General features: G+C 72.1%; 11 protein-coding genes. 1 reads left to right on the top strand and 10 read right to left on the bottom strand.

Annotation, left to right across the window (positions count from 1 at the left end):
- The 8 genes from secA to M7D61_RS07930 form a co-directional block, all read right to left on the bottom strand.
- A partial coding sequence (gene secA, locus M7D61_RS07965) for a preprotein translocase subunit SecA (protein ID WP_298229284.1) occupies positions 1-1,917 on the bottom strand: 1,917 nt, incomplete at its 3' end.
- 182 nt (positions 1,918-2,099) lie between these two features.
- Positions 2,100-2,780: a ribosome-associated translation inhibitor RaiA gene (gene raiA / locus M7D61_RS07960; protein WP_298229286.1), complete on the bottom strand. Its 681-nt coding sequence runs from the start codon at positions 2,778-2,780 to the stop codon at positions 2,100-2,102.
- Between the two features lie 75 nt (positions 2,781-2,855).
- A complete protein-coding gene (locus M7D61_RS07955; RefSeq protein ID WP_298229282.1) occupies positions 2,856-3,542 on the bottom strand; it encodes a phosphoribosyltransferase family protein in 687 nt (228 codons plus the stop codon).
- Between the two features lie 146 nt (positions 3,543-3,688).
- Positions 3,689-5,389 (bottom strand): LpqB family beta-propeller domain-containing protein, encoded by a 1,701-nt coding sequence (locus tag M7D61_RS07950; protein ID WP_298229281.1) that lies wholly within the window; start codon positions 5,387-5,389, stop codon positions 3,689-3,691.
- Complete coding sequence (mtrB, locus tag M7D61_RS07945; RefSeq protein WP_298229279.1) at positions 5,386-6,987, bottom strand: MtrAB system histidine kinase MtrB; 1,602 nt, start codon at positions 6,985-6,987, stop codon at positions 5,386-5,388. Before mtrB ends, M7D61_RS07950 begins: the two co-directional genes overlap by 4 nt.
- Before the next feature lie 7 nt (positions 6,988-6,994).
- Positions 6,995-7,675 (bottom strand): MtrAB system response regulator MtrA, encoded by a 681-nt coding sequence (gene mtrA, locus M7D61_RS07940; RefSeq protein ID WP_298229277.1) that lies wholly within the window; start codon positions 7,673-7,675, stop codon positions 6,995-6,997.
- Between the two features lie 2 nt (positions 7,676-7,677).
- Entirely contained in the window at positions 7,678-9,156 is a 1,479-nt protein-coding gene (ahcY, locus tag M7D61_RS07935) for an adenosylhomocysteinase (protein ID WP_298229275.1), read from the bottom strand.
- 74 nt (positions 9,157-9,230) lie between these two features.
- Positions 9,231-9,431 carry a DUF3499 family protein gene (locus tag M7D61_RS07930; RefSeq protein WP_298229273.1) on the bottom strand — a complete coding sequence of 67 codons (201 nt, stop codon included), beginning with the start codon at positions 9,429-9,431 and terminating at the stop codon, positions 9,231-9,233.
- A 96-nt stretch (positions 9,432-9,527) separates the two neighbouring features.
- Here M7D61_RS07930 and M7D61_RS07925 point away from each other — a divergent pair, with 96 nt between their 5' ends.
- Positions 9,528-9,965 carry a hypothetical protein gene (locus M7D61_RS07925; RefSeq protein WP_298229271.1) on the top strand — a complete coding sequence of 146 codons (438 nt, stop codon included), beginning with the start codon at positions 9,528-9,530 and terminating at the stop codon, positions 9,963-9,965.
- Between the two features lie 22 nt (positions 9,966-9,987).
- On the opposite strand, the gene M7D61_RS07920 is transcribed toward M7D61_RS07925, so the two are convergent.
- Both M7D61_RS07920 and M7D61_RS07915 read right to left on the bottom strand, forming a co-directional pair.
- Positions 9,988-11,418 (bottom strand): DUF5719 family protein, encoded by a 1,431-nt coding sequence (locus tag M7D61_RS07920; RefSeq protein ID WP_298229269.1) that lies wholly within the window; start codon positions 11,416-11,418, stop codon positions 9,988-9,990.
- A partial coding sequence (locus M7D61_RS07915) for a hypothetical protein (protein ID WP_298229267.1) occupies positions 11,418-13,998 on the bottom strand: 2,581 nt, incomplete at its 5' end. The genes M7D61_RS07915 and M7D61_RS07920, both read right to left, overlap by 1 nt.

Here is a 13,998-nt window from a genome sequence, read left to right as displayed (position 1 = left end):
GGCGTCGAAGTTGAAGCCCTCGATCTTCTCTTGGGCGGTCTCGAGCGCGCGGGAGATGAGCCGATGCTGGATCGGCTCGTCCTCGGGCATGCCGAGGCGGCCCATCATGCTCTTCAGCATGTCGCTGGCGAAGACGCGCATGAGCTGGTCCTCGAGCGAGACGAAGAACTGCGTCTCGCCGGGATCGCCCTGGCGGCCGGAGCGGCCGCGGAGCTGGTTGTCGATGCGGCGGGATTCGTGGCGCTCCGTGCCAAGCACGTACAGGCCGCCGGCCTCGACGACCTTGGCGGCCTCGGAGGCCACCTCCTCCTTGATGCGGGTGAAGGTGGTGTCCCACTCGTGCTCGTAGATCTCGGGCTCGGCGACGGCCGGGTTGAGGCCGCGCTGGTTGAGTTCGGCGACGGCGAGGAACTCCGCGTTGCCGCCGAGCATGATGTCGGTGCCGCGGCCGGCCATGTTGGTCGCCACGGTGACCGCGCCGAGTCGGCCGGCCTGGGCGACGATCGCGGCCTCGCGGGCGTGGTTCTTGGCGTTGAGGACCTCGTGCCGGACACCCTTCTTGGCAAGCAGCCGACTGAGGTATTCGGATTTCTCGACGCTCGTCGTGCCCACGAGCACCGGCTGGCCGGCCTCGTGGCGGCGCGTGATGTCCTCGACGACCTGCGCGAACTTCGACTCCTCGTTCTTGTAGACGAGGTCGGACATGTCCTTGCGGATCATCGGCCGGTTGGTCGGGATCAGCACGACGCCGAGCTTGTACGTCGACATGAACTCGGCCGCCTCGGTCTCGGCCGTGCCGGTCATGCCGGCGAGCTTCTCGTAGAGCCGGAAGTAGTTCTGCAGCGTGATCGTCGCGAGCGTCTGGTTCTCGGCGAGGACGGGCACTCCCTCCTTCGCCTCGATCGCCTGATGGATGCCCTCGTTGTAGCGGCGGCCCGAGAGGATGCGGCCGGTGTGCTCGTCGACGATGAGCACCTCGTTGTTGAGGACGACGTAGTCCTTGTCGCGCTTGAAGAGGGCACGGGCCTTGATGGCGTTGTTGAGGAACGAGATGAGCGGGGTGTTGGCACTCTCGTAGAGGTTGTCGATACCGAGGTAGTCCTCGACCTTCGCAATCCCGGACTCGAGCACGCCGACGGTGCGCTTCTTCTCGTCGACCTCGTAGTCCTCGCCCTCGACGAGGCGCTCGGCGAGGCGCGCGAATTCCACGAACCACCGGTTCGCCTCGCCCGAGGCCGGACCCGAGATGATGAGCGGGGTGCGCGCCTCGTCGATGAGGATCGAGTCGACCTCGTCGACGATGGCGAAGTGGTGACCGCGCTGCACCATGTCGGCGGTGGCCCACGCCATGTTGTCGCGCAGGTAGTCGAAGCCGAATTCGTTGTTCGTGCCGTACGTGATGTCGGCGGCGTACTGCTCGCGGCGCTCCTCGGGCGTCTGGCCGGCGAGGATCACACCCGTCGTCATGCCGAGCGCGCGGAACACGCGGCCCATGAGCTCGCTCTGGTAGCTCGCGAGGAAGTCGTTCGTCGTGATGACGTGGACGCCCTGGCCGGGGATGGCGTTGAGGTAGGCGGCCGTAGTTGCGACGAGGGTCTTGCCCTCGCCGGTCTTCATCTCGGCGATGTTGCCGAGGTGAAGCGCCGCGCCGCCCATGATCTGGACGTCGAAGTGACGCATCCCGAGCGTGCGCACCGCAGCCTCGCGGACGGCGGCGAACGCCTCGGCGAGCAGGTCGTCGAGGCTCTCGCCCTCGGCAAGGCGCACGCGCAGCTCCGCGGTCTCGTTCCTGAGCTCGTCGTCGGTGAGGTCCTTGAAGTCCTCTTCGAGGGCGTTCACCGCGCGAACGTACCCCTGAAGCTTGCGCAGCACGCGGCCTTCACCGACGCGCAGCACCTTTTCAAGAACTGAGGCCACTGGGGATGCTCCATCGTTCGGGACAGGGTCCCCACAATGCTAGTCGCGGGCGGCTCCGCTCATGCTGACGGTCCGGTGGACCGTCAGGCGGGCGGCTCCGCTCACGCTGAAGGTCCGGTGGACCGTCAGGCGGCCGCCCGCCGCCGCAGGCGGGGAGACCCTGTCGCCCTGCCCCGGCAGAGCTACCGCCCCACCGCCTGCAGCCCGCGCTCCCGGGTCACGTCCTCCTGCAGCACCTCGGCCGCCTCGTCGAGCTGGATCACGCCGTAGTCCCAGCCCTTGCGGCGATACACGACGCTGGGCAGCCCGGTGGTGGAATCCGTGAAGAGGTAGAAGTCGTGGCCGACGAGCTCCATGTAGTACAGCGCATCGTCGACGGTCATCGGCGCGGAGGCGAACCTCTTCGTGCGGATGACCACCGGGCAGTAGTCCGCCTGCCCGGGCTCATCGGAGACGGCGTCGGCCGCGGTCGGCTGGGAGGTCTGGATGAGCGCGTCGAAGGCGACCGGGACGGCGCCGGTGCGCAGGCTCTCCGGGCGGTGCTGGCCGCCGCGGTGGATCTTGCGGCGGTCCTTCGCACGACGCACCCGCTCAAGCAGGCGGCCGATCGCGATGTCGAACGAGGCGTACTTGTCGGCGGCCTCCGCCTCGGCGCGCACGACAGGACCCGGACCCACGAGAGTGAGCTCGACGCGGTCGTTGCCGCCCGACTGCGCCCCCGGCTTCTCGGCATGGCGGCTGACCTTGACCTCGAAGACGAGGGCGCGCTCAGCGAGGTGCGCGATCTTCTCGGCCTTCTCCTCCACGTACTCGCGGAAGCGATCGGTGACGCCGATTCCGCGGCCGGTGATCTCGATCTCCATCTCGACCTCCTCGATCTTTCGCACGAACGTAGACCCGATTCCCGTGGTTGTCACTAGCTGCTTCCCATTGATCCGCTAAGTCTCACGGCCGTGAGCAGGCTTCGGGTGCCTGCGCTCGGTGCGGGCCACCGCGACGGCGGCCGCGACGTGTGCGCCGGCGCTCTCGAGCGCCCGGATCGCCTCGCGCAGCGTCGCGCCCGAGGTGACGATGTCGTCGACGACGACGACGGTGCGCCCCGCCGCAATCGGGCGCGCGGCCAGCGAGCCGGCGCGGTTCTCGGCGCGCTCGCGCTCGGTGAGCTCGGCCTGGTCGCGCGTCTGCCGTACGGGTCGCAGCAGGTTGCTTCCGCGCAGTCCGGCGGCCACCAGGATGGCCCGCACCGGAGCGTAGCCGCGTCGGCGGTAGGCCGCGCGGGTCGAGGGGATCGCAACGAGCTCGACCTCGCCGGCGAGACCGGGCGGCAGCGCGCGCAGGGCCGCGGCGAGGGCGGCGAGCAGTGGGACGGCGAGGTGGCGCGCAGCATCGGTGCGACCGGCATCCTTGAAGGCCAGCAGGATGGCGCGCGCGACACCCGCGTACGGCAGCGCCACCAGGACGGGGACGGCGACGCCGTCGAGCGCCACCGCGAAGGGCTCGGCCGCATTCAGCTCGCCACGGCAGTCCGCGCACACGGCGCGATCGGGTGCGCCGCACCCGGCGCACTCGACGGGTGCGAGCACCGCGAGCGCATCGAGAAGCGCGATTCGGACGGCGTCGAGCACGCCCGCATTGTGCGCGCGGGCGTCACCGCGCGTCGCGCTCCCTCCACACCCCCGCGCGACCGAGGCCCCGGCCCGTTGCCCGCGGCGTCGGGGCCCGAACTTCGATCGGGGCGGCGGGAAGGGAGCGGACGCGGATCAGCCGGCGATCAGGGCAGGCGGCCGAGGGCGGTGGCGAGCACGCCGACGCCCGCGGTGACCTGCTGCCAGCCGCTGCCCTGCAGGCTCTGCAGCGAGCCCTTGTCCGTGAGCGCCCACAGCTGGCCGGCCGAGCCGGCGGCGAGGGAGACGGCACCCGCGGGCGCGGCCTCGTTCGAGCGCATCCCCCCGATCACCTGGATGACGACCTCGCTCGGTGCCTGGGGCGCGCCCCCCAGAACCCCCAGGGTGAGCTCGTCGACCCACGTCAGCGCCCTGCCCGCGGTGAGGCCGGTGCCGCCGAGATCGATCGGGTCTCCGAGATGGCCCGGACGCCCGCTGCTGTCGGGCTGGATGCCCGCGACCATGAGGTGCAGCTGAAGGGACGTCGTGCGCACGAGCGCCGCGACCCGCGTGCCGTCCCGCGATACCGCGAACGCGGCGAGCGAGGCGGCGTTCGGCCAGGCGGCGGTGATGGCGGTGCGGGAGACGCCCGGTGCGGTGATGCGGAAGTCGTCCGGACTGCCCGACGGGACCGACCAGACATCGCCCGCGGTGTCGAGGGACGGCGCGACGAGACCGGCGCGGTCGTCGACGTCCGAGGAATCCGTGCCGCGCACCGCGTAGACCGACCCGTGCGCGAGGACCGCCGCCACCGTGCCGGTCGCCGACACCGACACCGCGGACGGGGTGAGCGCACCGACCGTCTTGCCGACACCCGGCAGCGCCGCAACGGCGTCGCCGGACAGCGTGCCGAGAGCGCCGCCCTTGACGACGACCGGGCTCGGCCCGACCGAGGGGTCGCGCTGCAGGTTTGCGGGCAGCACGCCGGAGCGGTCGACGCCGTCGATCGTGAGCTGCACCGCGCCCACCGACGACGTGCTCGACAGGCTCGTCTCGAGCTGCGCGTACATGCGGTCGACCGCCTGCTGGTCGGCGCTCGCCGCCGCCGCGTTGAGCGCGACCTGCGCCGCGCCGTTCCGCGTCGGCACCGAAGTGCCGGCGAGCTGCGCGCCCGCCGGGAACGCGCTGACGACCGAGCCGGCGAGCCACTTGGCCGGCCCCGCGAGGAGCGCCCGGACGACCTGCGTCGCCGCCGCGCTCTCCGTCGCCGGGAACCAGCGCTCGTCCGGGACGAGGAAGGCGAAGTCGGGGCTGAAGAAGTAGAGAGTGCGCGAGGTGAAGACGTCCTGGAACCGGGCCTCGTCGATGACGATGCCGTCCGGAGCCTTCGAGATGCGCCACTGGCCGCCCTCCTTGACGAAGGAGTACTGCAGCGGAATCGGGGCGGGCGAGGCGGCGGCGAGGTAGCCGCCCGGCGCATCGAGGAAGGCGGCCGGGTGCACGTCGATGCGCTGCTCCGTGTCGCTCACCCTGACCGGCGCGGAGCGGGCGGACTCGTTGTCGATCGTCACCGAGGCATCCGGATTCCACTGCGTGGAGAACTCGGCCGAGAGGAACCCGCGGGCGACCTGGAAGCCGCCCGCCGGGCTCACCGCCGCGGCGAGGAAGCCGTCGAGGATGCTCTCCTGGCTCGCGTTGAGCTGCGGGCCGACCGGGCGGAACTCGATCTGGCCGGAGTCGTTGCTGCGCTGCTGGACCGAGCCTCCGGCGTTCACCGGGCCCGAGCGCGGGATGACGGTGCAGCCGCCCAGCACGAGGGCGATGGCCGCGACGAGGGCGGCCGCGACAGGCACGAGGCGGCGGCTCATGCGGAATCCCCCGCATCATCGGGCACGAGCGGGATCGGCGACCCCTCGACGGCGCCGCCGAGAGTGCGCGGCAGCGTGAGCCGGAACAGCGCTCCCTCGCCGGGGCGCGACCACACGTCGAGGGTGCCGCCGTGGACCGTCGCGTCCTCGAGCGAGATCGCGAGCCCGAGCCCCGTGCCGCCCAGGGTGCGCTTGCGGGCGGGATCGGCACGCCAGAAGCGGTCGAAGACATGCTCGAGGTCGGCTTCGGCGATGCCAATGCCGTGGTCGCGCACCGCGATCGCCACGGCATTCTCATCGGAGTCGACGGTGATGTCGACAGGCCTGCCCTCGCCGTGCTCGATCGCGTTGCCGACGAGGTTGCGCACCACGCGCCGGATGCGCCTGGGATCCATCGGGACCGCGAAGTAGCCGCCCGGCGCATGCAGCCTGAGCTCGGTGCCGTTGGCCTTGGCGAGGCCGGAGAGGTCGTCGATGACCTCCTCGGCGAGGCGCACCGGGTTGGTCTGGTCGATCTCGAGGTTCACGGAGCCCGCGTCGTAGCGGCTGATCTCGAGCAGGTCGGAGAGCAGGTCGTCGAAGCGGCCCACCTGGGTATGCAGGAGTTCGGCGGTGCGGGCCGTGGCGGCGGGGAAGGCGCCGCGCTGGTCGTGGATCATGTCGCTCGCCAGCCGGATCGTCGTGAGCGGGGTCCGTAGCTCGTGCGAGACGTCGGAGACGAAACGCTGCTGGAGCCGCGACAGCGTCGCGAGCTGCGTGATCTGGCGCTGCAGGCTGTCGGCCATGCCGTTGAAGGAGCGGGCCAGCGTCGAGAACACATCTTCACCGGCATCCGGAATGCGCACTGCGAGGTCGCCTGCGGCGAGCTTCTGGCTCGTCTCGGCCGCGAGCCGGATAGGGCCGATCACGAAGCGCACGACGACGTCGGCGAGCACGGCGATGAGCAGGATGAGGGCGAGCCCGGCGAGCAGCAGAGTGCGCTGCACGAAGGCGAGCGTCTGCTCGCTGTCGGCGAGGTCGTAGCCGAGGTACAGCTCGTAGAGGCCCGCGCCCGGCAGATCGACTTCAGTGCCGACGACGATGCCCGGATGGGTCGTCGACGGCTGGTCGCCCACCGGAAGGGCGACCGACTGCGACATGAGCCTGGTCGGATTCGCCGCGACCGCCGAGCGCAGCTCCGGCGAGATCGGCGGAAGCTGGTCGGAGATGAGGTCCTGCGGGGCGTTCGGGTTGGGCTGCTGCCCCGGGGCCCGGAACAGCGCCAGCGGCGCCGAGGTGGTCGTCGCGACGACCGACCGCACCCCGAGGTCGAGCTGCCGCACCGCGGCGGGGTCGGTCGGGTCGGCCGCATCCATCGCCTGCTGCACCTCCTGCTGGGTGCGGGCCGCGTCGGCGAGCGCCTGGTCGAGTCGCGACTGGTAGAGGTCGCGCTCGACGGAGAACGAGATGAGCACTCCCGTCACGACGATCGCGATGCCCGAGGCGACGACGGTGACGAGGACCGCGCGGAACTGCAGCGAGTGCTGCCAGGTGCGCATCAGGCGACGCGGCCACCCGCTGGGCCGCCACCAGCGCTGCCCGGCCGCCGGGGTCGTCATGGGCGGGTCAGGATGCCGCGCCCGCGCGGTAGCCGACACCGCGGACGGTCATGACGATCTTCGGGTTGTCGGGGTCTTCCTCGACCTTGGCGCGCAGCCGCTGCACGTGCACGTTGACGAGGCGGGTGTCGGCCTTGTACTGGTAGCCCCAGACCTGCTCGAGCAGCATCTCGCGGGTGAAGACCTGCTGCGGCTTCGCAGCGAGCGCGAGCAGCAGGTCGAACTCGAGCGGGGTGAGGTTGACGCGCTTGTCGCCGCGGCGCACCTCGTGCGCCGGCACGTCGAGGACGACGTCGCCGACGGCGTAGGTGCGGTTCTCGGTCTGCGCGGTCGGGCGCAGCCGGGTGCGGATGCGGGCGACGAGCTCCTTCGGGTTGAAGGGCTTGACCATGTAATCGTCGGCCCCCGACTCGAGGCCCGCGACGACGTCGGCGGTGTCCGACTTGGCGGTGAGCATGATGATCGGCGCGCCGGACTCGGCGCGGATCCGTCGGCACACCTCGATGCCGTCGACACCCGGCAGCATGAGGTCGAGGAGCGTCAGGTCGGGGCGGCTGACCTTGAACGTCTCGTAGGCGCTCGATCCGTCCGCGCAGAACACCGGCTCGTAGCCCTCGGCGCGCAGCACGATGCCGATCATCTCCGACAGCGCGGGGTCGTCATCGATGACGAGGATGCGGGAGGCCATGATCAGTAACGGTAGTGCTCTGCCTTGTACGGGCCGTCCACCGGAACGCCGATGTAGTCGGCCTGCTCAGGGGTGAGCGTCGTGAGCTCGACGCCGAGGGCGGCGAGATGCAGACGCGCGACCTTCTCGTCGAGGATCTTCGGCAGCGTGTGGACGCCGACCGGGTAGGACTCGGGCTTCGTGAAGAGCTCGATCTGGCCGAGCACCTGGTTCGAGAACGAGTTGCTCATGACGAACGACGGATGGCCGGTCGCGTTGCCGAGGTTCATGAGGCGGCCCTCGCTGAGCAGCAGCACTGAACGTCCGTTGGGCAGGCGCCACTCGTGCACCTGGGGCTTGATCTCGACTCTGGTCGCGCCCGGCAGCGCCGCGAGGCCGACGACATCGATCTCGTCGTCGAAGTGGCCGACATTGGAGAGGATCGCGAGGTGCTTGAGATTCAGGATGTCGGCGACGGTGATCACGTTCTTGTTGCCGGTGCACGAGACGACGATGTCGACCTGGTCGACGACCGACTCGAGGCGGGCGACCTGGAATCCGTCCATGGCGGCCTGCAGGGCGTTGATGGGGTCGATCTCGCTGACGATGACGCGCGCGCCCTGGCCGCGCAGCGCCTCGGCCGCACCCTTGCCGACATCGCCGTAGCCGGCGACGAAGGCCACCTTGCCGCCGATGAGCACGTCGGTGGCGCGGTTGAGCCCGTCGATCGCGCTGTGGCGGATGCCGTACTTGTTGTCGAACTTCGACTTCGTCACCGAGTCGTTGACGTTGATCGCCGGGAAGCGCAGGCGGCCCTCGCGATCGAGCTGGTAGAGGCGACGGGCACCGGTCGTCGTCTCCTCGGTGACGCCTCTGATCCCTGAGGCGATGCGCGTGAAGCGCTGGGCGTCGCGGGCGAGCGACGTCGCGAGGGTGTCGAGGATGACGCGGTACTCGCTGCCCGCGTCGGCGGCGGCGGGCACGGCGCCCTCGGATTCGAACTGGGCGCCGAGGTGGACGAGGAGGGTGGCATCCCCGCCGTCGTCGAGGATCAGGTTGGGGCCGGCCCAATCCGCGCCGGCCGCCTCGGCCTCCGCGCTCCAGTCGAAGATCTGGTCGGTGCACCACCAGTACTCCTCGAGCGCCTCGCCCTTCCAGGCATAGACGGGTACACCCGCCGGAGCATCGGCCGTGCCGCGCGGGCCGACGACGACGGCCGCGGCCGCCTCGTCCTGCGTGGAGAAGATGTTGCACGAAGCCCAGCGGACCTGAGCCCCGAGTGCGACGAGCGTCTCGATGAGCACCGCGGTCTGCACCGTCATGTGCAGCGAGCCTGCGATGCGCGCGCCCGTGAGCGGCTGCGACTCGCCGAACTCGGCGCGCAGCGCCATCAGGCCGGGCATCTCGTTCTCGGCCAGGCGCAGCTGGTGGCGGCCGGCCTCGGCGAGCCGGATGTCGGCGACCTTGAACGGCAGGCGGGTGCGGGTGTCGGGCACGCTCATGGGTCTATTGTCGCCGATCGCCCCGGTCTCCATCGCCCGGCTTCGCCGCGCAGCCGACCAGCGGCACGGCGCGGTCAGCGGGCGGCGTGCTTGACGACCCGCCAGCCGTCCGGCACCGAGAGCCGATCGGCGTGCTCCGCGCAGAGATCGTACGCGCCCGTGGCCGAGCTCGGACTCAGCGGACCGACGACCGCCATCGCGTCGCGGTAGTCGTACGTCATCGTGGCGACGGCTTCACGAGAGCAGGTCGACTTCGAGCACAGGCGGTCGCGCATCCCCTCATCATCGCCTCGCCAGTCTTCGGCCGCGGCAGGCGCGCGGCGGTCCACCGGCCCCGGCCTCCGCGCCGCTGCCGGACCTAGGATTGCGACATGCCCCGAGGCCGCCGCCGCTCCAGCGTCGAGGTCGGCGCGCGCCGCTCGCGGCACGGCCGGGGCACGCGCGGGCCGATCACCGGCCCGGACCTGCCGCTCCTCACCGACCGCATCGACGACTTCGAGTCGACCGTCGCCTCGACTGCCGACTACCTCAAAGGACTGTGGCCGGCCGAACTGGCAGGGCTGCGGTTCGCCGTCGCCGCCGCGCCGGCTGCTGCGCTCGGCGCCGAGGACGTCGAGCGCTGGGCCGTCGACCCGTTCCGCAAGACGGTGACGCTGTTCCGGGTGCCCATCGAGCGACTGTCGAAACTGCACCGCAACGACGAGCTGCACCGCCGGCTTCTCGTGGAGAGCTACGTCTTCCGCGCCGTGGCCGATTACCTGGACAAGGACCCCTGGGACATCGCGCCGGGGCGCTTCCGCCACTTCTGATGAGCCCCTCGCGCGGCCGCGGCTACCTCGTGTAGACGGTGACGGCGGGTGCCGCGCCCGCGGCAGGTGCCACGCCGTATCCGGCGAGCGCGCCGTCACCCGCGAAGGACACCGAGGCGAGCAGTCCGGCGGCCCCGGCGAGCGTGTACCCGGCGCCGACGACCGGGAGTGCGACACCGGAATGCGCAGCGACCTGCCGCGCGGCCGCAGCGGCACCGCTCGCTGTCAGCGAGACCGTGATGGCGGAATCCGTCGGGTTGACGAGGTGGAGACTCGCACCCGGGCCCGGCGCGACCGCGACCGCCGCGCCCGCGCCGAGGGGTTCTGCGGCCGGCCACCAGGCGAAGTCGGTCGCCGTCTTGCCGATCGCGAGGGTGCGCGCCGCGACGGTGATCGGCGCGCCGGAGTCGACCGTGATGTCATATGTCCCGTCGGGCATGCCCGTGAGCGGGACGTCCTGGACGATCCCCTGCGCGATGGTCACCTGCGTGGCCGTCGCCCACTTCTGGCCCGACTCGCCGCGGATGCCGATCTGGATGCTCGTCGTGCCCGCGCCGGGTGCGAAGACGCGCAGCACGTCCGCCGAGGCGGTGACCTCATCGCTGGCGCTGTTCGCGGCGACGGCCTTCATGGTCGTGAAGACGACGCCGGGGACGACGACGTGGGTCACCGGCGCGACGCTCGCGGAGAAGAGATCTGCGCCGGCGGGGGCGATGCCGGCGATATAGCTCTGCTGGACGGTCGCGGCGACCGTCCCACCGCTGGCGAGGAGGTGGATGACCGGTGCGATGACCCCCGGCGCGATGCCGGCGAGGGGGACGACGGTCTGCGCGTGCGGGTTGACGAGGATGCCGATGGCGCCGGTCGCCGTCACGGCGCCCTGCTCGCCCCAGATCTGCAGGTCGACGCTGGCGGGCGTCCCGCCAGGGTTCGACAACCGGAGGATCGACGTCTCGCCGATGTCGTTGGAGCCGCCGACGAGCCACGCCTCAGCCGTCGGCGCAGTGCAGGCTGCCGCGGTGAAACCGCGCGCCTCGGCGGTCGTGATCGCCTGCGACTGAGCCGCGCCGAGCAAGGGGGACGTCGCAGCTCCGGATGCCGCGGGAGCGGTGAAGGATGCGGCCGCCCCGGCTCCGGTGACGCCGGTGCCGGCGGCGAGGTCGGCCGCCGTGATGCCCGGCGCCCCGACGGAGGCGGTCTGGGCCGCCCCGACGGCCGCGAGCTGGGTCGAGTCGGTCGATCCGATGGCGAGGAACGGCCCGGCGCAGGCCGCCACAGCGGGAGCGGCCACGGGCGTGACCGTTGCCACAGCGGGAGCGGCCGCGGGGAACGCGAGGGGAACGGCGAGCACGGCGCCCACGGCGAGGGCGGCGGCGAGCGTCCCGGCGAGACCGAGCGCGAGGCGGCCGCCGCGACGACGCCGCGCGGCGGTTCCGAGCGGAAGATCGGCCATCAGAAACCTCCCTCGATGCCGACGAGTTCATCGTCGTCCGCGAACGCGTCGGGCGCGAAGACATCGTCGATCGGCTCGTCCTCGAGACTGTCGCCGCCGTTCGCGCCGGCGGCCGCGGCGCGGTTGGCGCGGCGCTGTGCGCGGCGATCCGATTCGACGACACCGCCGGTCGGCAGGGAGAGCAGCAGCGCGTAGCCGAACACGATGCCGAGGACCAGCAGCACGAACGGCCGGCTGAGCCCTCCGGGCTGCGGCGGCACGGGCGCCGGAGCGGCCGGCTGCGTCGCCGCCCACAGCGTGCCCGTCGCGGTCTGCGCCGCCTGCGCGAAGTCGGCGTTGCCGTCGAGCGCCGCCCCGGCCCCGCGTCCGGCGGCGAGGGCGGCATCCGACGGCTGAGCCCCCTCGTCGACGAGGACGAAGCGGATCCCGTACTGCGCGAGCACCGCGGAGGCGTCGTAGCCGCTCGTCGTCACGAGGTTGCCGGTGAGCTGGGCGATGGCCGCATCATCCGCCGACGGAGGTGCGGTCGCGGCGAGCGTGCTCTGGGCGTCGAGGGTCGCGGCTCCGCCATGGACGAGACGGGCTGCGAACGCGCCGTCGGGCTGCACGTCGATCGCCAGAGTCGCCAGTCGCGGCTGCTGCTGCGCGGCGGCTTGCACATAGGCCGGCAGGCTGGCGGCGGCCGGCACGACGACCGAGCGACCCAGCGGAAGAGCGGCGACGAGCGGCAGGATCGCGATGAGCGCGCAGGTCGCCGCGATCCATCCCGGCACGGTCGCCCGCCGGCGCAGGGTGTCGAGCCCGGCCGTCGCAGCGACGACGAGGCCCAGCCACATGAAGCTCAGAGCCGGTCCCGTCCAGAGCGCTACCGGGCTCGCCCCCGAGGTCTCGAGGACGACGTGCGCCGCGATGGCCGCCGTGGCGAGGCCGAGCAGGGCACCGAGCACGCCCGCGGCCGAGCGCCACGAGCCGCCACGGAACAGGCCGAGCAGCGCGAGAACGGCGAGCGGCGCGACGAGCGCGGTGAGGACGATCGGCACGACCCGGTCGGGGACGCCGATCGCCGCGGCGAGCTGGCTCCAGCCGAGGAATCCACCAGCCGGATCACCGAGGAGGAGCTGCCATGGGGTCGCCGGGGCGCTCGCGGTCGGCGGGCCGGGGTCGGCGAGGATCCGCAGCCAGTTGCCCGACTGGGCGGCCTGCCACACCAGCGGCCAGAACAGCGCCACGGCCGGAATCGGGATGCCGGCGATCCGCAGCGCGTCGCGGCCGCTCGTCGCCAGCCACACCAGCCATGCCAGCGCGAGCGCCGGGATGAGCGAGGGGGCGCAGGCGGCGGCCGCGGCCGCGAGGATGGCCGTCACCCCGGAGGCGGCCCACGAGCGGCGTGCGCTCCAGGCCGCATACCCGAGGAACGGCAGCACCAGATGAAGGATGACCGCCGCGGGCCGGCCGGCCTGGAGGTCGACGAGCAGCACCGGCGAGAACGCCCACGCGAGGGCGAGCACGGCGCGCAGCCCGTGACGGGGCGTGACGCGGGATGCCAGCAACCAGGCGCCGATCGCGGCGATCGGCATCGCCGTCAGCCACAGCAGCACGAGTGCGAACGACGGCTGCCAGAACGTGATCGAACCGAGCACCGCGAGCACCGCGCCGAAGGGATCGCCCGCGCCCCAGAAGCCCGTTCCGGCCTCCTGCCAGCCCCAGCCGACGCCCTGCCAGAGCTGCGGCAGCGGGCTGAGCCCGAGCAATCCGCCGCCGCCGACGGTCGACGAGCCGAGCAGTGTGAGGAACATGCCGACGTTCACCGCGAGGGCGACGAGCGCGACCCAGCCGCCACCGCCGCCGAAGAATGCCGCATCGGGCTTCTCGCCGCGGCTCAGCATGAGCAGCGCCTCGCGCTGCAGGGCCTGGCGGCGGCGCAGCTCGGCGAGCGGGAGGCGCAGCGGGGCGATGACACCCCATCCGACGGTCTTCGTCTGCCGGATGCCGCGGCGGATGGCGCCGACCGGACTCCCCCCGAAGGCGACGATGACAGCGGCGGCGAACTCGTCAGGGATCGCCTGCGGGCGCTTGGCCACGAGCCAGAGCAGCGAGCGGAGAAGCGCGAGCGGGACGAGCGAGAGCCAGTGGAACGGCAGAGCCGCGGCAGGCGCCCACGCCATGCGCCGGTGCAGCGCCGCGACGCGCCGCTGCCGGACGAGCTGTCTCGTCGTGCCGACGAAGGTGGTGCGCTTGGGGGCGGCGATGCCGTCGTCGCCCACTGCGACCCGGGCGGTCGGCGCGAGCACCACGCGATGGCCGGTGAGCCGGGCGCGGACCGAGAGGTCCAGGCCGCCGTCGACGACGGGCAGGCCCTGGTCGAGGCCGCCGAGCTGCAGCCACACGGCGTGCCGCACGAGCATGCCCGCGCTTGCGACACCGAGCACATCGCTGAGGCCGTCGTGCTGCGCCTGGTCGAGTTCGCCCTCCACCAGCGGCACCGCGCGGCCGAAGCGCGTCATCGTCACGCCGAAGTCGCGGATGCGGGTGCGGTCGTCCCACTCGACGAGCTTCGGCCCGGCGAGCGCGACCGACGGG

The sequence above is a fragment of the Gryllotalpicola sp. genome, assembly GCF_027352875.1.
In the GTDB taxonomy this organism is placed as follows: Bacteria; Actinomycetota; Actinomycetes; order Actinomycetales; family Microbacteriaceae; genus Gryllotalpicola.
The sequence above is the reverse complement of the archived record's forward strand: the minus strand, read 5'-3'. Positions and strand labels throughout refer to the sequence as shown.

Excerpts from the sequence above, each read along its gene's own strand:
- M7D61_RS07925 (WP_298229271.1), top strand. The coding sequence starts at position 9,528 with ATGCCCCGAGGCCGCCGCCGCTCCAGCGTCGAGGTCGGCGCGCGCCGC.
- mtrA (WP_298229277.1), bottom strand. The coding sequence starts at position 7,675 with ATGGCCTCCCGCATCCTCGTCATCGATGACGACCCCGCGCTGTCGGAG.
- M7D61_RS07920 (WP_298229269.1), bottom strand. The coding sequence starts at position 11,418 with ATGGCCGATCTTCCGCTCGGAACCGCCGCGCGGCGTCGTCGCGGCGGC.
- M7D61_RS07930 (WP_298229273.1), bottom strand. The coding sequence starts at position 9,431 with ATGCGCGACCGCCTGTGCTCGAAGTCGACCTGCTCTCGTGAAGCCGTC.
- mtrB (WP_298229279.1), bottom strand. The coding sequence starts at position 6,987 with ATGACGACCCCGGCGGCCGGGCAGCGCTGGTGGCGGCCCAGCGGGTGG.
- M7D61_RS07950 (WP_298229281.1), bottom strand. The coding sequence starts at position 5,389 with ATGAGCCGCCGCCTCGTGCCTGTCGCGGCCGCCCTCGTCGCGGCCATC.
- raiA (WP_298229286.1), bottom strand. The coding sequence starts at position 2,780 with ATGGAGATCGAGATCACCGGCCGCGGAATCGGCGTCACCGATCGCTTC.
- ahcY (WP_298229275.1), bottom strand. The coding sequence starts at position 9,156 with ATGAGCGTGCCCGACACCCGCACCCGCCTGCCGTTCAAGGTCGCCGAC.